Genomic DNA, 18,444 nt, shown 5'->3' with positions numbered 1-18,444 from the left:
CGCCGTCCGGTGCGGGGTTTGGTCCCAAACCGCATGTCTCTCGGCGTGTCGCATGCGGTTTGGGACCAAACCGCAAGGTCAGCCCGCGGACAGCGAGGCCAGCACCCCCGTCAGCCGCTCGACGGGCGAGGAGAGCGACCACCGCTCCACCAGGCCGGCCAGCGTGTCGGGATCGGCAGGCGAGCGGGGAAGCTCCAGGCCCGTGCGGGGGAGGTCGATGTCGCGGGCCACGGCGACCACGCGTGGTGCCACGGCGAGGTAGCCGGCCGCCTCCCGGATCTTCGCGCGGGGGCCGGGGCCCAGGTCGCTGGCGGGGTCGTCCACGGCGGCGAGGACGCCGGCGAGGTCTCCGTACTTCTGGAGCAGTACCGCGGCCGTCTTGTCGCCGACGCCCTTCACCCCGGGGAGGCCGTCGGAGGCGTCGCCGCGCAGGGTCGCGAAGTCGGCGTACTGGTCGGCGCGCACGCCGTACTTCGCGACCACCCACGCCTCGTCGACCCGCTCGTGCCGCCCGACGCCGCGCCCGACGTAGAGCACCCGCACGCCCTGGGCGTCGTGGACGAGCTGGAAGAGGTCGCGGTCGCCGGTGACGATGTCGACGGGCATCCCGGCGTTCGTGGCGAGGGTCCCGATGACGTCGTCGGCCTCGTAGCCAGGAGCGCCGACGACGGCGATGCCGAAGGCGGCGAGGACCTCACGGATGACCGGCACCTGGGCCTCGAGCGGGTCGGGCACCTCCTCGACGTCGGGCGCCCCGGCGACCTCGGCGACCACCCGGTGCGCCTTGTACGTCGGGAGCAGGTCGACGCGCCACTGCGGGCGCCAGTCGTCGTCCCAGCAGCAGACCAGGTGGCTGGGCCGGTACTGCTCGGCCAGCTGGGCGATGTAGCCCAGCAGACCGCGCACGGCGTTCACGTTGGTCCCGTCCGGCGCGAGGATCTCCGGCGAGCCGAAGTAGGCCCGGAAGTAGAGGCTCGCCGTATCGAGGAGTAGAAGGCGCTCAGTCATCACGGCGCAGCCTATTAGGGTGAGCGCGTGAGTCAGAGCAGCAATCCAGCGGTCGAGGCCACCGACCGGCAGATCCTGGAGCTCCTGGCCAAGGACGGACGCATGTCCTACACCGACCTCGGCCGGGCCACCGGGCTGTCGACCTCCGCGGTCCACCAGCGTGTCAAGCGTCTCGAGCAGCGCGGCCTGATCCTCGGCTACGGCGCGACCGTCAACTACGCCGAGATCGGCGTCCCGCTCACGGCGCTGATCTCGATCCGGCCGATCGACCCGTCCCAGCCCGACGACTGCCCCGAGCGGTTGGAGGGCATCCCGGAGATCGAGTCGTGCTGGTCCGTGGCCGGCGAGGAGTCCTACGTCCTCAAGGTCCGGACGACGACCCCCGCCGAACTGGAGCTGCTGCTGGGCCGGATCCGCTCGGCGGCGAACGTGTCGACCCGGACCACCATCGTGCTCTCGACCTACTACGAGAACCGTCCGGTCGGGCACTGACAGCGCGCGATGCACGCCGCTCGGCGCGTCGTGCGGCGACACGCCGAGCGCAAGCGATTTTTTTACGGGAATCTCGCGTCCGAGGGCACCGCGCTGACCTGCGAGAACGCGTATCACCGCAGGTCAGCGGGCGGTTGACAGGATGGTTGAGGGTCACCAAAGTACGGAGACGTTCGCTCGTGCAGGTCGTGGCCGGCGGACCGACGTCCGAGTGGCCGTAAGTCGGCGGAGTAGCACCAGCTCCGCGCGGGGACGGTTCGCGGAGGTCGGTTCGCTCCTCGAGAGCGAGCCGGAAGGGCCCGGTTCCCCCTAGACAACGTCGCGTGCGTCGGCAGCCAGTCGGGAGCCGGGATGGTCCGAAGGTGAGCCGGGTCCTTCCGCCACCTGCACGCTGCCGGCCCCTGGGTAGGCTCTCGCCGTGGTGCAGCGCCCCCTCCTCCCGGCTGTCGGCCTCGCAGCCGTCGGCGGCGGCCTGCTGACCGCCTCGTTCGAGCCGCTCGCGCTGCCCTGGCTGCTGCCCCTCGGCGTCGCCTGCTACGCGCTCGCCACCCGCGACCTCTCGGTGAGGCGCTCCGGGCTGGTCGGCCTGGTCTTCGGGGTGGTCTTCTACTTCAGCCACATCTCCTGGATGCGCGCGTCGATCGGTCCCGACGCCTGGCTGGCGCTCTCGACCGTGGAGGCGCTCTTCTACGGCCTGCTCGGCCTCGCCGTACCGGTGCTGCGGCGGCTGCCGGCCTGGCCGCTCTGGCTCGCCGCGGCCTGGACGACGATGGAGACGGTCCGCAGTGGATGGCCGTTCAGCGGCATGCCGTGGGGTCGGCTCGCGTTCGCCGCGATCGACACCCCGGCGGCGCCGGCGGTCGCGTACGTCGGCATGACGGGGCTGTCCTTCCTGCTCGCCCTCGCCGGGTTCTGCCTGGCGCGGCTCGGGGAGGCGGCGCTGACCCGCACGGGCCGGCGTGGCTGGGCGGCCGCCACCGTCGGGGTCCTGGCCGTGCTGGTCACCCCCGCCGTGGCGCCGTACGGCGTCGAGGAGTCGGGGACGACGACGGTCGCCGTGGTGCAAGGAGACGTCCCGGGGCCGGGGAACGACATCCTGTGGGACCACGAGGGCGTGACCCGCAACCACGTCGACGCGACGATCCGGCTGGCCGCCGACGCCGCCGCGGGGAGGGTGCCGCGCCCCGACTTCGTGCTCTGGCCGGAGAACTCGACCGCGGTCGACCCCTTCGAGCGCGGCACCGTCAACGCCGGCATCCGCGAGGCCGTCGCCGCCGCCGGCGTGCCCGTCGTCGTCGGCGGTCTCGTCGACGACGGGCCCGACCACGTGCTCAACCAGGGCGTGGTGTGGGACCCCGTCAGCGGCCCGGGGGACAGGTACACCAAGCACCACCCGGTGCCCTACGGCGAGTACATCCCCTTCCGCGACCTCTGGAACCCGACGTTCGGCGCCCTGGCGCTGATCTCGCGGGACATGAAGAGCGGGACCCGCACCGAGCCGCTGCGGGTCGCCGGGGTCCGGCTCGGCGACGCGATCTGCTTCGACGTCGCGTACGACGACGTCATGCCGCCGCAGGTCCGCGACGGCGCCGAGCTGCTCACGGTGCAGACGAGCAACGCCAGCTTCATCTTCACCCACCAGATCGAGCAGCAGTTCGCCATCACCCGGCTGCGCGCGATCGAGGCCGGCCGCTGGCTCGCGGTGGCCTCGACGAACGGCCAGACCGGCGTGATCGCGCCCGACGGGGCGGTCGTCGCGTCCGCCGAGCCGCGGACGACCGCCGTGCTGGTGGAGGAGGTCGGCCTCAGCGCGGCGCTGACCCCGGCGATGCGGCTGGGACCGTGGCCCACCCGGTTGTTCACCCTCCTGACGCTCGGCGCTCTCGTGTCGGGTGCCGTGGCGTACCGTCGAAGGCGAGAGTTCGATGGCCCCGCGCAGGCCGGCCCCACCGAGGAGCGGCCCGCGCCGTCCCCGACCCCCAGTGAGGCACCTGTTGTCTGACCAGCTCACGACCCTGGGCCGCACGGTGATGGTGATCCCGACCTACAACGAGGCCGCCAACATCGCGTGGATCATCGAGCGCGTCCGCATCGCCCAGCCCCATGTCGACGTCCTCGTCGTCGACGACGGCTCGCCCGACGGCACCGGCGCGGTCGCCGACGGGCTCGCCGCGGCCGATCCGCAGGTCCATGTCCTGCACCGCACGGCCAAGGAGGGCCTCGGGGCGGCGTACCTCGCCGGCTTCGGCTGGGCCATGGACGCCGGCTACGACGTGATCGGGGAGATGGACGCCGACGGGTCCCACCAGCCCGAGCAGCTCCAGCGCCTGCTCAGGGGCCTGCTCGACGCCGACCTCGTGATCGGCTCGCGCTGGGTGCCCGGCGGTTCGGTGGTGAACTGGCCCTGGCAGCGCGAGGTCCTCTCGCGCGGGGGCAACCTCTACGTCCGCACGCTGCTCGGCATCGACGTGCGCGACGCCACCGCGGGCTTCCGGCTGTTCCGGCGCTCGACCCTGGAGAAGATCCGGCTCGACGAGGTCCGCTCGACGGGCTACGTCTTCCAGACCGACCTGGTCACCCGCACGCTGCGGGCCGGGCTCACCGTGCGAGAGGTGCCGATCGAGTTCGTCGAGCGGGTCCGCGGGGAGTCGAAGATGAGCGGCCAGGTCGCCCTGGAGTCCCTCAAGCGGATCACCTGGTGGGGTCTTCGCGAGCGCTGGTCCCAGATGAGGGGCGAGCGGCGGATCGCGACCGGACGGCAGCTGCAGACGCGATGACAAGGAGACCTGGATGAGCAGGCGGTCACGCCGCGCCGCGGTGCTGTTGTTCCTGGCGTTCGTGGTGATGCCGATCCTCGAGATCGTCGTCCTCATCCAAGTCGGCCAGGCGATCGGCCCCTGGTGGACGATCCTGCTCCTGGTCCTCGACAGCATCATCGGCGCCTGGCTGATCAAGCGCGAGGGCCGGCGCGCGTGGCAGGCGCTGCGCGAGCGCCTCGAGTCGGGCCGGATGCCGGCCCGCGAGCTCGCCGACGGCGTCCTCGTGGTCCTCGGCGGGGCGTTCATGCTCAGCCCGGGCTTCGTCACCGACGCCCTGGGCATCCTGCTGATCCTGCCGGTCACCCGTCCGCTGTTCCGCGGGCTGCTGATGTCGTACGCCGGCCGCCAGGTCGTGCGCCGAGCCGCTCCCGGAGACGGAGCTCGCCCCGGACCGACCGTGGTCCGGGGCGAGGTCGTCGACGATCAGAGCGACCGCTGATCAGGCCTTCGCGGGCTTCTTCTTCCGCGCGTTGGCGCGGTGCAGGTGGGCCGGGCCGATCTCCCCGCCGCGCAGCAGCTCCAGGCGCTCGGTGAGGATCTCCTCCAGCTCCTTCTCGGAGCGGCGCTCGAGCAGCATGTCCCAGTGCGTGCGCTGGGGCTTCTCGGCCTTCACCTCGCGCTCGATGCCGGCGGTGGACTCGGCCTCCAGTCCGCAGCGCGGGCACTCCCACACGGCGGGCACCTCGGCCTCGATGGACATGGTGATCTCGAACTCGTGTCCCTGGGGACACTTGTAGCCGACCTGCTGTCGCGCGGCGAACTCGATTCCCCGCTCGTCCTCGAACGACTGGCCCCCCAGTCGGGCACCGCGCAGTGTGCGCTCAGCCATCAGACTCCACCTCCCGTGTTTCGTCCTCGAACTCTTCAACGCTACCGGGCGGCCAAAGGTTCCCCCTCCGAGCGGCTCGGGCGGGCTAGATCACCGCCGGCCGGGCGTTGCCGGCGTCGCGGATGCCGCGCTCGGTGTCCACCCGCAGGAGCAGCAGGCCGCCGAGCACGAAGAACGCGATCAGCGCGAAGATCGCGGGCCGGTAGGAGTCGGTCAGCTGGTAGACCAGCCCGAAGGTGAGCGTGCCGAACCACGACGTGCCCCGGTCCATCGCGTGGTAGAGGCTGAAGTACTCCGCCTCCTTGCCACGGGGGATGAACAGCGAGAAGTACGAACGGGCCAGCGCCTGGGTGCCGCCGAGCACGAGCCCGATGGCGACGCCGAGCGCGAGGAAGGGCACGAGCTGCCCCTCGGGCACGACGAGCGCGACGGTGACGATCGCCATCCAGCCGACGATCCCGGCGAGGATCACCCGCTTGGCCCCGAAGCGGGCCGCGGCCCGGCCGAAGCCGACCGCGCCGAACATCGCCACGAACTGCACGAGCAGGTAGGTGCCGAGCACGGTGCCCTCGGCGAAGTCCAGCTCCTCGATGCCGAACGTCGACGCGGACGCGATCACCGTCTGGATGCCGTCGTTGAAGAACAAGTAGGCGAGCAGGAAGGTGAGCGCGACCGGGTAGTTGCGCAGCTCCCGGAGCGTGGCGGCGAGCTGGCCGAACGAGCGACCGAGCAGGCCGCCGTCGACCGTCTCGACAGCGGCCGGCTCGTGCCGCCGCACGCCGCGCCACGGGATCACCATGAAGGCGGCCCACCACAGCGCCGCGGACAGCAGGCAGAGGCGGACCGCGGTCTCCTTGTCGAGCCCGAGGGCGTCGTGGAAGGTCACGACGGCGAAGTTGACCGCGAGCAGGAGCCCGCCCCCGGCGTACCCGTAGGCCCAGCCGGTGGACGAGGTCCGGTCGCGCTCGGCCTCGGTCGAGATGAGAGGCAGGATCGAGTCGCTGACCACGATGGCCGCCCCGGCGGCGAGGTTCGCCACCATGAACGCGATGCTGCCGAACAGCCAGCTCTCGCCCTTCATGAAGAACAGCAGGCCGGCCGCCGTGGCGCCGAGCCACGAGAGCGCCACGAGCAGGTCGGGCTTGCGGGAGGTGCGGTCGGCGAGCGCCCCCACGAGCGGGAACAGCAGGGCGCTGATCAGGGTCGAGGCGGTGATGACGTACGACGGCAAGGCCCCCGGCGCGATCGCGAGCCCGAGCACGTGCAGCCGGCCGTGCTCGCCGACCGCGTTCTCCGCGACCGAGATGAGGTACGGCGCGAAGAGCACGCCCGCGACCGTCGTCTGGAACGCGGAGGCGGCCCAGTCGGTGAAGTACCACGCGCGCTGCTCCCGCGCGCGGTTCAGTGGTCCCAGGTCGGCGATGCCGGCCGGTGCGCTCATGGTGTCGTCCCTCCCTGCGCGGACCACCATTGGCCGCGTCCCTGGAGGACATCCTTGAGCAGGTCGGTGCGGTCCGTGAAGAGGCCGTCGACCCCGCGGTCCAGCAGCGCGACCATCTCGGCGGGGTCGTCGATCGTCCAGACGTGGACCTGGAGGCCCGCGGCGTGCGCACGCCGCACGAAGCCGGGAGTGACCACGCGGATGCGTCCGCGCCGATGGGGGACCTGGAAGGCAGCGAAGCCGCCGCCGGCGAGGAGCGTCGCGAGCCGGGTGGTGGGGGACAGGCGGAAGGCCACGATCTGCCACGGGTCGGCCGCCGTGGGGACCCTGCCCTCGGTCAGCTGCCGGAAGCGCCGGATCCGCCGACGCGAGAAGGACGCCACCAACAGGCGGTCCCACAGGTCCCGCTCCCGCACCAGGGTGACGAGCGCGTCCACCGCGTCGTCGGCCTTGATGTCGATGTTGAACCGGGCCTGCGGGAAGGCGTCGAGCAGCTCCACGAGCGTGGGTACCTGCTCGCGCCCGCCGATCCGCGCGCGGCGTACCTCCGCGAGGGTCAGCTCCCGCACCGCCCCCCGATGGTCGGTCACCCGGTCGAGCACGTCGTCGTGGAAGGCGAGCAGCACGCCGTCGGCGGTCAGGTGGACGTCGGTCTCGAGGTAGTCGTAGCCCAGCGCCGCGGCGTGCCGGAAGGCGGCGAGGGTGTTCTCGAGCCCTTCGATCTCGGGATGGTAGGCGCCTCCGCGGTGGGCGAAGGCGAGCACCTTGCCGGGCGGGAGGTAGCTCACGGCCGGCCCCCCCTAGATGTCGCGGAAGGTCTCGATGTCGGCGCCGAGCGAGCTGAGCCGTTCGGCGAGGTCCTCGTAGCCGCGGTGGATCACGTAGGTGCTGCGCAGCACGGAGGTGCCCTTGCTCGCGAGCATCGCGAGCAGGACGACGACGGCGGGGCGCAGAGCCGGCGGGCACACCAGCTCGGTGCCGGTCCACGACGTGGGCCCGTCGATCTGCACCCGGTGCGGGTCGAGGAGGGTCACCCGGCCGCCGAGCTTGTTGAGCTCGGTGAGGTAGATCGCGCGGTTGTCGTAGACCCAGTCGTTGAGGTACGTCGTGCCCTCGGCGACCGCGGCGATCACCGCGAAGAACGGCAGGTTGTCGATGTTGAGCCCGGGGAAGGGCATCGGGTGGATCTTGTCGCGCGGCGCCACCAGGTCGGAGGGGTGCGTGGTGATGTCGACCAGACGGGTGCGCCCATTGGCCGCGAGATACTCCTCGGAGCGGTCGTAGCGGAAGCCCATCTCCTCGAGCACCGCCAGCTCGATCTCCAGGAACTCGATCGGCGCGCGGCGGATGGTGATCTCGGAGCGGGTCACGATCGCGGCGGCCAGCAGGGACATCGCCTCGATCGGGTCCTCGCTGGGGGAGTAGTCGACGTCGACGTCGATGCTCTCCCGGCCGGTGACGGTGAGGGTCGTCGTACCGATGCCGTCGACCTCGACGCCCAGCGCCTGCAGGTAGAAGCAGAGGTCCTGGACCATGTAGTTCGACGACGCGTTGCGGATCACCGTCGTTCCCGGGTGCAGGGCGGCGGCCATGAGGGCGTTCTCCGTCACGGTGTCGCCGCGCTCGGTGAGCACGATCGGACGGCCCGGCACGATCGCCCGGTTGAGCTGGGCGTGGTACCAGCCGTCGGTGGCCTTGACCTCCAGCCCGAACGGGCGCAGCGCCGACATGTGCGGCTCGACCGTGCGGGTGCCCAGGTTGCAGCCGCCGGCGTAGGGCAGCTCGAAGGTGTCGGCGCGGTGCAGGAGCGGGCCGAGGAACATGATGACCGAGCGCGTACGCCGCGCGGCCTCCTCGTCGATCCGGGTCAGGTCGAGGTCCTTCGGCGGGATGATCTCGAGGTCGTTGTCGGCGTTGATCCACCGGGTCTGCACGCCGATGCTGTCGAGCACCTCCAGCAGCCGGTTGACCTCCTCGATGCGCGCCACCTTGCGCAGCGTCGTCCGGCCCCGGTTGAGCAGGGAGGCACACAGCAGCGCGACCCCGGCATTCTTCGACGTCTTGACGTCGATGCTGCCGGACAGCGTGGTCGGTCCCTTGACCCGCAGGTGCGTGGGGCCGGCGCCGAGAGCGACGATCTCGGAGTCGAGGGCGGCCCCGATCCGGGCGAGCATCTCGAGCGAGAGGTTCTGATGACCCTTCTCGATGCGGTTGATCGCGCTCTGGCTGGTTCCGAGCCGGTCGGCGAGCTGGGCCTGGGTGAGCCCGCGGTGCTTGCGAGCGTCCCGGATCAGGTTGCCGATCCGGCCCTTGTAGTCGTCGTGCGGCACGTCGGGCGTCATGACTCGACGGTAACTCACATATGAGATAACGCAAGTCGCCACGGCGCGCAGGGCCCCGCGCCGGTCTCTGGAAGGATCCTCCCATGCGCGCGACGACGATCCACGGGGCCCGGGCCATCCGGGTCGAGGAGGTCCCCGACCCGGTCCTGCGACGTCCCACGGACGCCATCGTCCGGGTGACGGCAGGCTGCATCTGCGGCTCCGACCTGTGGCCCTATCGCGGCGAGAACCCGATCAGGGCCGGCGCCACGATCGGCCACGAGTGCATCGGGGTCGTGGAGGAGGTCGGCAACGAAGTCCGTGACGTCCGGCCCGGTGACTTCGTGGTCGTCCCGTTCTGCCACTGTGACAACACCTGCGCCCACTGCCGCAACGGCGCCCAGTCGGTGTGCACCAACCTTGGGTTCACCGGCAGCGGCCAGGCCGAGCTCGCCCTCGTCAACCAGGCCGACGGCAGCCTGGTCCGCACCGGCGGAGTCCCCGATCCCGACCTCGTCCCGTCCGTGCTCACGCTCTCCGACGTCATGCCGACCGGCTGGCACGCCGCCGTCTCGGCGGGCGTGCAGCCCGGGCACACGGTCGTCGTGGTGGGTGACGGCGCGGTCGGCCTGTGCGGCGTGCTCGCCGCCTCCGTCCTCGGCGCCGAGCGGATCATCGCCCTGTCGCGGCACGCGCCGCGCCAGGCGGTGGCCCGCGCGTTCGGCGCCACGGACGTCGTCGCCGCGCGCGGCAAGGACGCCGAGCGGGAGGTGCGCGAGCTCACCGACGGCGTCGGGGCGGACGCGACGCTGGAGTGCGTCGGCACGAACGACGCGATGACGACCGCGATCTCGGTCACACGGCCCGGTGGGGGCGTCGGCTTCGTCGGCGCCCCGCACGGAGTGGAGCTCTCGGCGCGGTCCCTGTTCGACAAGAACGTCGGCGTCCGCGGCGGCATGGCGCCGGTGCGCCGCTACCTGCCCGAGCTGCTGCCGCTCGTGCTGGACCGCAGGATCGACCCCGGCCGGGTCTTCGACCTCACCCTCCCCCTCGAGGAGTCGCCGGAGGGCTACCGGGCGATGGACGAGCGCCGCGCGATCAAGGTCATGCTGCAGCCATGACCCTCCTGGACCCCGCCACCTACCTGGCGCACATCCGTGCCGAGTCCGCCCGCTTCCTCGAGGTCCTGCGGGAGTGCGCTCCCGACGCCCAGGTGCCGTCATGCCCGGACTGGGACGCCGACGACCTGCTGTGGCATCTCACCGGGGTGCAGCACTTCTGGCACCACGTCGTCGCGCACCGGCCGGCCGCCCCGGACGCCTACCTCGAGCCGGAGCGCCCGGCGACCCGCGACGAGCTGGTCGCCACGTTCCGCCAGGCGCACGACGCCTTCGTGAACGCCCTGGAGGAGGCAGACCCCGCCGACGCGGCCTGGTCGTGGTCGGCCCCCGAGCATCAGGACGTCGCCTTCACCTTCCGTCGCCAGGCCCACGAGGCGCTCATCCACCGCCTCGACGCCGAGCTGACGGCGCAGGCCGTCACGCCGCTCCCGGCCGCTCTCGCCGCCGACGGTGTCGCCGAGGTCCTCGACGTCATGTACGGCGGCCTCCCGCCATGGGGCCGCTTCGAGCCCCGCACGGAGTACGCCGAGTTCCGCGCCACCGACACCGGGACGTCGGTCTGGGTGCAGATCGGGACCTTCGCCGGCACCAGCCCCGACGGCACCGAGCGCAGCGACGAGCCCGACCAGCACGTCGTACCGGACCCGGGCGTGCCGGCCCAGCTCGTGGTCAGTGGGACCGCTGCCGACCTCGACGCGTGGCTGTGGCATCGCGCCGGGGACGACCGCGTGAGCATCACCGGTGACGCCGCGGTGCGCGCCCACGTGGAGGCCGTGCTCGGCCAGTCGATCGACTGACGCTGGTCTCGCCGGAGAGGCTTTGCCAGGATGGCCCCCGTGACCGTGTCCACCGGTGCGACCGGACCGCGCGGCGTCGACCCCGAGCGGCTGCGCACCCTCGCCCTGCTGCGCCGCGTCCGGGACCGGATCGACCGCGAGTACGCCCAGCCGCTCGACGTCGAGGCCCTGGCGCGCGACGTCCACATGTCGGCCGGGCATCTGAGCCGCGAGTTCAAGCGGGCCTACGGCGAGCCGCCGTACTCCTACCTGATGACCCGGCGCATCGAGCGGGCGATGGCCCTGCTGCGCCGAGGCGACCTGAGCGTCACCGACATCTGCTTCGCAGTGGGCTTCTCCTCGCTCGGCACGTTCAGCACCCGCTTCACCGAGCTCGTGGGCGTGCCACCGAGCGCCTACCGCGAGGACGTCCCCCCGCCCCAGGACGGGGCGGCCGAGCCGCCCTCGTGCGTGACGAAGAAGGTCACCCGGCCGGTGCGCCGCGGCGGCGCGCAGACGAGCCCGGACCGTCCGACCTCGGCATCGGTCTCGGCCGCCGCGTCATCGGTCAGGAATCGAGAAGCACCGCGGTTCGAGGCGCCACTAGCGTGAGCGACATGGACATCAGCATTCAGCACAGCTTCCTCCCGCAGACCGACCCCGAGGCCTCCTTGGCGTTCTACCGCGACGTCCTCGGCTTCGAGATCCTCAACGACGTCGGCTACGGCGACATGCGGTGGATCACCGTCGCCCCGAAGGGCCAGCCGGCCCCGTCGGTCGTGCTCTGCCCACCCGCCGCGGACCCGGGCATCACCGAGGACGAGAAGCAGGTCATCGCGGAGATGATGGCGAAGGGCACCTACGCCACCCTCGTCCTGAGCACCCCGGACCTCGACGCGACCTTCGAGCGCATCCAGGCCACCGGTGCGGAGGTCATCCAGGAGCCGATCGACCAGCCGTACGGCGTGCGCGACTGCGCCTTCCGCGATCCCGCGGGCAACCACATCCGCATCAACCAGGCCGCCTGAGCCGGCCCACGGGACCCGTCCGCCGGTCCAGGATCCCGCTGGCCGGGAGCCGCCGACGCCGCTGGCGCCGCGCGGGGCAGGCTCATAGCTCCACGCAGCCGAGCCGAGGAGCCCCGATGCACGACGCCCAGTCCGCCGACCGGTGGGCGATCCTGGAGCTGCGCCACCGGTACATGCGCAGCGTCGACCTCAAGGACTGGGCTGCGGTGGGGGAGACCCTGGCGCCGGAGATGGTCGCCCGCTACCGCCCGGACCTGGCCACCGAGGGCGCCGACGCCCTCCTCGCCGAGCTGCGGACCCGGCTCACCGACGACCGGATCACCGTCCACCAGGTTGGGAACCCGAGCATCGAGATCGACGGTGACCGAGCCGCGGGCACCTGGACGGTGTCGGACCGGACGGTGTGCACCGACGTGGGGTGCGTCGTCGAGGGCGCCTCGCTCTCGACCGACCGCTACCGTCGCGACCCCCGACGAGGCTGGCTGATCACGGAGATCTCCTACCGCCGGCTCTGCGAGACCTCCGTCTCGCTCGCCGACCTGCCCAGCTTCCGCGTGCTCGCCACGCCCGCCACTGGGCTCGCCCTCAGCTGACGGCGAGCTCCGGGAAGGCCGACAGGTAGCGGTCGAAGCGCTCGGTGACCTCGCCGGCGCTGAGCCCGAACTGCTCCAGGGAGTAGGCGTGGTCCGGGCGGCGCTCGCCACGCCGGCTGACGTCGTCCGCGGCGGTGACCGCCGTGCGGGCGTCGTCGTCGAACGGCAGCCGGAACGCGTCGTACACACGCTCGACGGTGCCGACCGGGTCCGCGACGAACTCGTCGTAGCGCACGTCGGCGAACTGCGCGGGGTCGTAGGTCGCCCGGGCGGCCAGGAAGCGGTCGGCCGCGGTGGCCCACAGCTCCAGGCTGTCGCGCCCCACGACGGAGCCCTCGAACACGGTCGACGTCCCGGCCGACGTCCTCGACGTCAGGCTGCTGACCGACGCGACGACGCTGCGCGGGTCCCGATGGGTCTGCACCACGAGCGCGTCGGGGTAGGCCGCCATCAGCGCGTCGAGCGAGAACAGGTGGCCGGGGTTCTTCAGGACCCAGCGCTGCTCCGGGCTGGTCATGCCGACCAGCTGGAGCACCCGCCGATGGCGCGCGTAGGTGGCCCGGAGGTCCTGCCGGCCCAGCCAGGCCCGGTACGACGGCAGATGGGCCACGCTCGGGAACGCCAGCGAGCGCATCGACTGGTGCTCCAGCCACCAGCACTCCTCGACCACGTCCGGCGCCATGAAGTGCATGCCCTTGAGGCCGGGCACGGCCGCGTTGCGCCGGTCGATCTGCGCCTGCATCGCCTGGAAGTCCGGGTGGGAGACCCAGTCCTCGCGCCGCGGCCGGGGCTGGGGCGCGGCGGCCAGCCACAGCTGGAGGCCCTGGTGGCGCGGGTCGGCGCAGAGCAGCCGGTGGAGGGCGGTCGTGCCGGAGCGGGGGAGACCCGTGACGAAGATCGGACGGGTCACGCTCGTGTCGGCGTGGGCCGGATGCTCGCGCCACGCGGCCTCGGTGCGCAGCCGGGCGGCGAGCGCGTTGGCGAGCGATCCCTCCACCTTGGCCCGGCCCTTCGCCGTCAGGCCGGCCTCCCGTGCGTACCCGTCGAGCAGCACGTGCAGCCCCTCGACGTACTCCTGGTCGCCGAAGTCGGTGAGTCCGGTGCGATCGGTCGCGCGCTCGTGCAGCTCGTCGGCGAGGTCCATGGTCTGCTCCATCAGTGGTGGGTGGCGCCCGAGGTGACGTCCAGGCACTGCCCGGTGACCGCCCGGGCAAGGTCTGAGGCGAGGAAGACCGCGGCGTCGGCGATCTCCTCCGGGCGCGGGAGCCTGCGCAGGTCGGTCTCGGCGGCGATCTCGTCGTGGATCGTCTGCGGGGTGACGCCGCGCTGCTCGGCCGCCTTGGCGAAGCTCGCCTCGACCGCGTCGCCCCAGATGTAGCCGGGCGCGATCGAGTTGACCCGCACGCCCTGTGGTCCCAGCTCGATCGAGAGCCCGCGGGCCAGCGCGAGCAGGCTGGCCTTGGCCATCCGGTAGGCCCCGAAGCGCGGCAGCCGGTTGCGGAGGATCATCGAGTTCACCACGACGACGGCACCGCCGCGCTCGGCGAGGGCAGGGGCGCTGCACCGGACCAGCTCCAGGGCCATGAGCGGGGAGGCGAGCTCCGCGGCGACCGCCTCCCGCTCGGCATCGAGCAGCGCCTCGCGGCCCGGCGGGTGGTAGGCGTTGTGCAGCACGGCGTCGAGGCGGCCGAGCTCGGTGACGGCGCGATCGACCAGCCCCGCGACCGCCGCGGCGTCCGACAGGTCGGTCGGTACGACGACCGCGCGCCCGCCGGTCGCCCGGACCTGGGCCGCGACCCCCTCCAGCCGCTCCGGGCTCCGCGACGCCAGGACGACGTCGGCGCCGGCGGCCGCACTGCGGACCGCGAGCGCCTGGCCCAGCCCCGGACCGACGCCCGCCACGAGCACGGCCTTGCCCGCGAGCACCCCGGAGACGGGATCGCTCACGACATCATCCGGTCGCCGACGGCCGCCTGACGGGCAGCGATGCGGCGTGCCCACTCCTGCGGGGTGACCCGCTGCTGGTGGTGGAACGGGAGCAGCTCGGCGAGGTCGTCGAAGGCGACCACCTCGGTCGTCGGGCCGTCCTCGGCGGTCAGCGGGCGGCTCACCCGCTGCCAGCGGATCTGGAGATAGCCCTCGGTCAGGCCGGTCGTCTCCAGCCAGTTCGCCAGCCCGGGATCCCTGCGGCTGACCACGAAGCGGATGCGGCCGTCCGGGTCCACGTGCGCCTGGTGGGCGGTGAGGCTGGTCTGGTGGTCGACGTAGTCCAGCGAGACGTACCACTTCGTGCCCAGCTGCATCCCCTGGTACGGCATCCCCGAGGCGGGCACGGTGACGACCAGGGCCTCGTCGTCGGCGAGGGCGAAGTGCCCGGCCGAGCTGTACTGGCTGGCCAGTCCGCCCGGGGTGATCTTCGGCGCGTACATCGTGTTGACCGGCTGGTCCAGGTAGAACCGCTCGACGAACTCGAGGAAGGTGCGCGCGTAGCCGAGCAGCGTGCGCGCCGCCCGGGCGTAGCGCTCCTCCACGGCGGCCAGGGTGAGCGGTCGTCCCGGGACGCCGATCCGGTCGGCGCGCTGGACCCGCAGCAGGCCGCCGCGCTCGCTCGACCAGTCGCTGAACGTCTGGCGCACCAGGAGCCGCTGGGCGTCGGGGGCGAGCGTGAAGTAGCCCGGGCCGGCATCGTCGCGCGGCGGGCCGAACCGCAGCTCGAAGGACCCGTCCGGTGCGACCGGGAACTCCCGGTCGTCGAAGGCCAGGTGGCTCGCCGGCGAGGTGTTGCCGGCGTGCGACCCGGCGAGCACCTGGAAGACGAGGTCCGCGCTCGTGCCGCGGGTCCCGGTCACGACGTACTCCGCGTCACCGGCGATCTGTGCCGCGAAGTAGAGGGTGTCCGGGTTGTCCAGGCCCATCTTGGTCCACTGCGTGGAGGGGCGGGCGAAGTGCGGGTCGGTCGGATCGCTCGCCCAGGCGCTGGCCAGGGCGACTCGCACGAGTCCCGCGAGATAGTCCAGCCCCTCCGCGAGGTCGCGCTCGTCCCGCACGTGCGGCGCCTGGCGCAGCACCTGCTCGGCCTCGCGGATCGCCTCGGTCAGCAGGGTGGTCCCCGCACGGGACGTGATCGCGGTCTCGAGCTCCATCCTGCGGAAACTAGGGAGGCCGCCTCATGGCTCGATCGGGGATCCCGCTCATCGGGACCCGGTGAGCACGACCAGGCGCTGGGTCGCGCGGGTCATGGCCACATAGCGGTCGACCGCTCCCTCGATGCCGTCGCCGAAGCGGTCCGGGTCGACCAGGACGACCAGGTCGAACTCCAGGCCCTTGGCGTGCTCGGGGCTCAACGACCGCACCCGCGCCGTGGCGGGCAGGGCTGGCGCGCCGATGACGCAGGCGATGCCCTCCGCGTGGCTCGCCAGCCACTCCTCGAGGATCGCCGCCAGCTCGGCACGGTCGCCGTACTGGACGGGTACGCCGGTGGCGCGCACCGAGGTGGGCACGTTGGCGTCGGGGAGCGCCTCGCGGATGACCGGCTCCGCGGCCTCCATCACCTCGGCGGGCGTGCGGTAGTTGATCGTGAGGGACGTCAGCGCGATGTCGCGCAGCCCGACCCGCTCCAGGCGCTCGGCCCACGACTCGGCGAAGCCGTGACGGGCCTGCGCACGGTCGCCCACCACGGTGAAGCTGCGCGACGGGCAGCGGCGCAGCAGCATCTGCCACTCGGCGTCGGTGAGCTCCTGCGCCTCGTCGACGACGACGTGCGCGAACGGGCCGGCGAACCGGCCCGGGTCGGCCGGCGCGCCGTCCCGGCCCTCGGCGAGCGCACCGCGCAGGTCGGCCCCGCGCAGCATCGACATGATCATCATGTCGGAGTCGTCGGTCGCGACGAGGTGGTCGACCACGCGGTCCATCTCCTCCTTCTCGGCGGCCGCCCGAGCCTCGGCCCGGCGCCGCCGGCGCGCCGCCTCCGGGTCGCCGAGCCGCGCCCGGGCGAGGTCGAGCAGCGGCAGGTCCGCGTCGGTCCACACCTGCGGACCGCCGCGCCGCAGGACGCGCACCTCGTCGGGCGTCAGCCAGGGCGCGCAGTGCCGCAGATAGGCGGGCACCTCCCACAGGTCGCCGACCAGGTCGGTCGGCTCGAGCATCGGCCAGGCCCGGGCGAGGGCGTCGGCGAGCTCGCCGTTGCGGGCCAGCGAGCGGCGGACCTGCTCGGCCGGGACGTCGACGTCCTCGTGCTTGTCGAGCAGGATGTCGAGGAGGGCGTCCCAGACCTGGTCGCGCGCCTCGTTGTGTGGCGTGCCCGGGTCCGGCGCCTCGAAGGCCTCGGCCCAGTCGCTCGCGCTGAGCCACACCTCGGACCACGCGGTCTCGACCACCATGCCGTCGGTGGGCGGCTCCTCGTAGAGCCGCACCGCGGGCTCGATCGCCGCCAGCATCGCGGCGTCCGTCTTGAGCCGCGCGACCTCCGGGTCGTCCTCGGCGACGGCCGCCGCGCCCTCGGCGACCAGGTCGCGCACGGTGCAGGTGCGCACCCCTTCCTCGCCGAGGCTGGGCAGGACGTCGGCGACATAGGCCAGATAGGGCTGGTGCGGGCCGACGAAGAGCACGCCGCCGCGGCCGTCCGAGAGCCGCGGGTCGGCGTACAGGAGATAGGCGGCGCGGTGCAGCGCCACCACGGTCTTGCCCGTGCCGGGCCCGCCGTCGACCACGAGCGTGCCGCGGGAGCCGGCGCGGACGATCGCGTCCTGGTCGGCCTGGATGGTGGCCAGCACGTCCCGCATGCGCTCGGAGCGGCTGCTGCCGAGGCTGGCCACGAACGCCGACTGGTCGTCCAGCGCCGCGTTCGGGGTCGCGTCGAGGGCGTCGGAGGCGAAGACCTCGTCCCAGTAGTCCGTGACCCGGCCGTCGGTCCAGCGGTAGCGGCGCCGGCTGGCCAGGCCCATCGGGTTGCCGTGGGTCGCGCCGAAGAAGGGCTCCGCGGCGGGGGAGCGCCAGTCGACGAGCAGGCGCCCACCCTCGGCGTCGGTGAGCCCGAAGCGGCCGACGTAGACGGTCTCGCCGCCGGTCGTCACCATCCGCCCCAGGCACAGGTCGAGCCGGTAGCGTCTCAGCGCCCGCAGGCGCGCGCTGAGGCGGTGTACCTCGAGGTCGCGGTCCATCGCCTCCTGGCCGGTGCCGCCCGGCTGGCGACGTACGTCGGCGAGCCTCTCCTCGAGCTCGCCGATGGTGCGCGCCAGGCTGGTCTCGATGGCGGCGAAGTGGGCCTCGTCGCTGGCGACGAGCGCGGGGTCGTCCTTGGCGGGGTGGTCGTGGAGGTCGAACGCGCGGGTGGTCGCGTGGGTCAACTCGTCAGCTCCCAGGGGGTCGTCGTGGTGGGTCCGCGGTGGCGGGAGCGGGGATTCTGCCGGGCTCAGGGGGCCTTGCGGCAAGACCCCCTGTGCGCTATACGTTGAGAGCGGCGGGGGGTTGTCGGCCGGGTGTCGGCGCGGGCCGGTAGGAACGGACCATGAGCCGAGTCCTCCAGGTCACCTTCGACTGTCACGATCCCCGCGCCCTCTCCACGTTCTGGCGCGACGCCCTCGGGTACGTCCACCCCGGACCTCCCGGCGTCGACCTCGCGGACGGCGACGACCCGCTCGCCGCCTGGGACGCCTTCCTCGAGCGGGTCGGCGTGCCGGAGGGCGAGCGCAACGCCCGCTCCGCGATCGAGGACCCGGACGGCACCGGCCCGCGGGTCTTCTTCCAGCAGGTGCCCGAGGACAAGGTCGCCAAGAACCGGGTGCATCTCGACGTCCGGGCCGCGCCCGGTCTCGCCGGCGAGGAGCGGATGGCCGCCCTGGAGGCCGAGTGCGAGCGCCTCGTCGCGCTCGGCGCGCGCCGGGTCGAGCGCCACGAGCCGGCTCCGCCGATGGCGGGCGGGCACATCGTGATGGCCGACCCGGAGGGCAACGAGTTCTGCCTGGACTAGCGTCGCGCCCAGGGGCCGACGTCTGGACGTCTCCGGCGGGCGCTGACG

At 72.7% G+C, this 18,444-nt stretch carries 18 protein-coding genes and 1 pseudogene; 10 read left to right on the top strand and 9 right to left on the bottom strand.

The window, feature by feature from the left end:
- Positions 1 to 78: 78 nt before the first annotated feature.
- On the bottom strand, positions 79 to 1,008 hold the full coding sequence (locus ACJ5H2_RS10255; protein ID WP_408899458.1) for a 5'-3' exonuclease H3TH domain-containing protein: 930 nt from the start codon (positions 1,006 to 1,008) through the stop codon (positions 79 to 81).
- Positions 1,009 to 1,035: 27 nt separating this feature from the next.
- Here ACJ5H2_RS10255 and ACJ5H2_RS10250 point away from each other — a divergent pair, with 27 nt between their 5' ends.
- The 4 genes from ACJ5H2_RS10250 (at position 1,036) to ACJ5H2_RS10235 (ending at position 4,758) form a co-directional block, all read left to right on the top strand.
- Complete coding sequence (locus ACJ5H2_RS10250) at positions 1,036 to 1,500, top strand: Lrp/AsnC family transcriptional regulator (protein ID WP_408899457.1); 465 nt, start codon at positions 1,036 to 1,038, stop codon at positions 1,498 to 1,500.
- Between the two features lie 418 nt (positions 1,501 to 1,918).
- Positions 1,919 to 3,502, top strand: coding sequence for an apolipoprotein N-acyltransferase (gene lnt / locus ACJ5H2_RS10245; RefSeq protein ID WP_408899456.1), 1,584 nt, complete (start codon positions 1,919 to 1,921; stop codon positions 3,500 to 3,502).
- 28 nt (positions 3,503 to 3,530) lie between these two features.
- Complete coding sequence (locus ACJ5H2_RS10240) at positions 3,531 to 4,277, top strand: polyprenol monophosphomannose synthase (protein ID WP_408899619.1); 747 nt, start codon at positions 3,531 to 3,533, stop codon at positions 4,275 to 4,277.
- 13 nt (positions 4,278 to 4,290) lie between these two features.
- Positions 4,291 to 4,758 (top strand): FxsA family protein, encoded by a 468-nt coding sequence (locus tag ACJ5H2_RS10235; RefSeq protein WP_408899455.1) that lies wholly within the window; start codon positions 4,291 to 4,293, stop codon positions 4,756 to 4,758.
- Here the strand turns inward: ACJ5H2_RS10235 and ACJ5H2_RS10230 are convergent, their stop codons facing one another.
- The 4 genes from ACJ5H2_RS10230 to ACJ5H2_RS10215 all read right to left on the bottom strand — a co-directional run bounded on the left by ACJ5H2_RS10230 (position 4,759) and on the right by ACJ5H2_RS10215 (position 8,931).
- A complete protein-coding gene (locus ACJ5H2_RS10230; RefSeq protein WP_141007454.1) occupies positions 4,759 to 5,148 on the bottom strand; it encodes an RNA polymerase-binding protein RbpA in 390 nt (129 codons plus the stop codon). It lies immediately after the preceding gene.
- Positions 5,149 to 5,233: 85 nt separating this feature from the next.
- The gene (locus ACJ5H2_RS10225) at positions 5,234 to 6,589 is read right to left on the bottom strand and encodes an MFS transporter (RefSeq protein ID WP_408899454.1); all 1,356 of its coding nucleotides are present in this window, start codon (positions 6,587 to 6,589) and stop codon (positions 5,234 to 5,236) included.
- The gene (locus tag ACJ5H2_RS10220) at positions 6,586 to 7,377 is read right to left on the bottom strand and encodes a glycerophosphodiester phosphodiesterase (RefSeq protein ID WP_408899453.1); all 792 of its coding nucleotides are present in this window, start codon (positions 7,375 to 7,377) and stop codon (positions 6,586 to 6,588) included. The genes ACJ5H2_RS10225 and ACJ5H2_RS10220 overlap by 4 nt, the downstream gene beginning before the upstream one ends.
- A gap of 12 nt (positions 7,378 to 7,389) precedes the next feature.
- Positions 7,390 to 8,931 (bottom strand): UDP-N-acetylglucosamine 1-carboxyvinyltransferase, encoded by a 1,542-nt coding sequence (locus ACJ5H2_RS10215; protein ID WP_408899452.1) that lies wholly within the window; start codon positions 8,929 to 8,931, stop codon positions 7,390 to 7,392.
- Between the two features lie 83 nt (positions 8,932 to 9,014).
- Between ACJ5H2_RS10215 and ACJ5H2_RS10210 the strand changes: the two genes are divergently transcribed.
- From ACJ5H2_RS10210 to ACJ5H2_RS10190, 5 genes and pseudogenes are all read left to right on the top strand, one after another.
- The gene (locus tag ACJ5H2_RS10210; protein ID WP_408899451.1) at positions 9,015 to 10,031 is read left to right on the top strand and encodes a zinc-dependent alcohol dehydrogenase family protein; all 1,017 of its coding nucleotides are present in this window, start codon (positions 9,015 to 9,017) and stop codon (positions 10,029 to 10,031) included.
- Positions 10,028 to 10,828 carry a maleylpyruvate isomerase N-terminal domain-containing protein gene (locus ACJ5H2_RS10205; protein ID WP_408899450.1) on the top strand — a complete coding sequence of 267 codons (801 nt, stop codon included), beginning with the start codon at positions 10,028 to 10,030 and terminating at the stop codon, positions 10,826 to 10,828. The genes ACJ5H2_RS10210 and ACJ5H2_RS10205 overlap by 4 nt, the downstream gene beginning before the upstream one ends.
- Positions 10,829 to 10,858: 30 nt before the next feature.
- Positions 10,859 to 11,329, top strand: a pseudogene (locus ACJ5H2_RS10200) (helix-turn-helix transcriptional regulator); the annotation flags it as partial.
- 95 nt (positions 11,330 to 11,424) lie between these two features.
- The gene (locus ACJ5H2_RS10195; protein WP_408899449.1) at positions 11,425 to 11,835 is read left to right on the top strand and encodes a VOC family protein; all 411 of its coding nucleotides are present in this window, start codon (positions 11,425 to 11,427) and stop codon (positions 11,833 to 11,835) included.
- 116 nt (positions 11,836 to 11,951) lie between these two features.
- Positions 11,952 to 12,428 (top strand): nuclear transport factor 2 family protein, encoded by a 477-nt coding sequence (locus ACJ5H2_RS10190; protein WP_408899448.1) that lies wholly within the window; start codon positions 11,952 to 11,954, stop codon positions 12,426 to 12,428.
- On the opposite strand, the gene ACJ5H2_RS10185 is transcribed toward ACJ5H2_RS10190, so the two are convergent.
- The 4 genes from ACJ5H2_RS10185 to helR are packed head-to-tail and all read right to left on the bottom strand — an operon-like array spanning position 12,421 to position 17,773.
- Positions 12,421 to 13,584: a sulfotransferase family protein gene (locus ACJ5H2_RS10185; RefSeq protein WP_408899447.1), complete on the bottom strand. Its 1,164-nt coding sequence runs from the start codon at positions 13,582 to 13,584 to the stop codon at positions 12,421 to 12,423. The two genes, ACJ5H2_RS10190 and ACJ5H2_RS10185, sit on opposite strands and share 8 nt — an antisense overlap.
- Entirely contained in the window at positions 13,584 to 14,375 is a 792-nt protein-coding gene (locus tag ACJ5H2_RS10180) for an SDR family oxidoreductase (protein ID WP_408899446.1), read from the bottom strand. The genes ACJ5H2_RS10185 and ACJ5H2_RS10180 overlap by 1 nt, the downstream gene beginning before the upstream one ends.
- Complete coding sequence (locus ACJ5H2_RS10175) at positions 14,372 to 15,571, bottom strand: hypothetical protein (RefSeq protein ID WP_408899445.1); 1,200 nt, start codon at positions 15,569 to 15,571, stop codon at positions 14,372 to 14,374. Before ACJ5H2_RS10175 ends, ACJ5H2_RS10180 begins: the two co-directional genes overlap by 4 nt.
- A 48-nt stretch (positions 15,572 to 15,619) precedes the next feature.
- Positions 15,620 to 17,773 carry an RNA polymerase recycling motor ATPase HelR gene (gene helR / locus ACJ5H2_RS10170; protein ID WP_408899444.1) on the bottom strand — a complete coding sequence of 718 codons (2,154 nt, stop codon included), beginning with the start codon at positions 17,771 to 17,773 and terminating at the stop codon, positions 15,620 to 15,622.
- Between the two features lie 161 nt (positions 17,774 to 17,934).
- Here helR and ACJ5H2_RS10165 point away from each other — a divergent pair, with 161 nt between their 5' ends.
- Positions 17,935 to 18,396, top strand: coding sequence for a VOC family protein (locus ACJ5H2_RS10165; RefSeq protein WP_408899443.1), 462 nt, complete (start codon positions 17,935 to 17,937; stop codon positions 18,394 to 18,396).
- Positions 18,397 to 18,444: the final 48 nt, after the last annotated feature.

The organism is Nocardioides pymetrozini, assembly GCF_046058985.1.
Classification (GTDB): domain Bacteria; phylum Actinomycetota; class Actinomycetes; order Propionibacteriales; family Nocardioidaceae; genus Nocardioides.
Note: the sequence above shows the minus strand (reverse complement) of the source record. Positions and strands in the feature narration are given on the sequence as shown.

Excerpts from the sequence above, each read along its gene's own strand:
- ACJ5H2_RS10255 (WP_408899458.1), bottom strand. The coding sequence starts at position 1,008 with ATGACTGAGCGCCTTCTACTCCTCGATACGGCGAGCCTCTACTTCCGG.
- ACJ5H2_RS10240 (WP_408899619.1), top strand. The coding sequence starts at position 3,531 with ATGGTGATCCCGACCTACAACGAGGCCGCCAACATCGCGTGGATCATC.
- ACJ5H2_RS10235 (WP_408899455.1), top strand. The coding sequence starts at position 4,291 with ATGAGCAGGCGGTCACGCCGCGCCGCGGTGCTGTTGTTCCTGGCGTTC.
- ACJ5H2_RS10230 (WP_141007454.1), bottom strand. The coding sequence starts at position 5,148 with ATGGCTGAGCGCACACTGCGCGGTGCCCGACTGGGGGGCCAGTCGTTC.
- ACJ5H2_RS10225 (WP_408899454.1), bottom strand. The coding sequence starts at position 6,589 with ATGAGCGCACCGGCCGGCATCGCCGACCTGGGACCACTGAACCGCGCG.
- ACJ5H2_RS10215 (WP_408899452.1), bottom strand. The coding sequence starts at position 8,931 with ATGACGCCCGACGTGCCGCACGACGACTACAAGGGCCGGATCGGCAAC.
- ACJ5H2_RS10210 (WP_408899451.1), top strand. The coding sequence starts at position 9,015 with ATGCGCGCGACGACGATCCACGGGGCCCGGGCCATCCGGGTCGAGGAG.
- ACJ5H2_RS10205 (WP_408899450.1), top strand. The coding sequence starts at position 10,028 with ATGACCCTCCTGGACCCCGCCACCTACCTGGCGCACATCCGTGCCGAG.
- ACJ5H2_RS10195 (WP_408899449.1), top strand. The coding sequence starts at position 11,425 with ATGGACATCAGCATTCAGCACAGCTTCCTCCCGCAGACCGACCCCGAG.
- ACJ5H2_RS10190 (WP_408899448.1), top strand. The coding sequence starts at position 11,952 with ATGCACGACGCCCAGTCCGCCGACCGGTGGGCGATCCTGGAGCTGCGC.
- ACJ5H2_RS10185 (WP_408899447.1), bottom strand. The coding sequence starts at position 13,584 with ATGGAGCAGACCATGGACCTCGCCGACGAGCTGCACGAGCGCGCGACC.
- ACJ5H2_RS10175 (WP_408899445.1), bottom strand. The coding sequence starts at position 15,571 with ATGGAGCTCGAGACCGCGATCACGTCCCGTGCGGGGACCACCCTGCTG.
- ACJ5H2_RS10165 (WP_408899443.1), top strand. The coding sequence starts at position 17,935 with ATGAGCCGAGTCCTCCAGGTCACCTTCGACTGTCACGATCCCCGCGCC.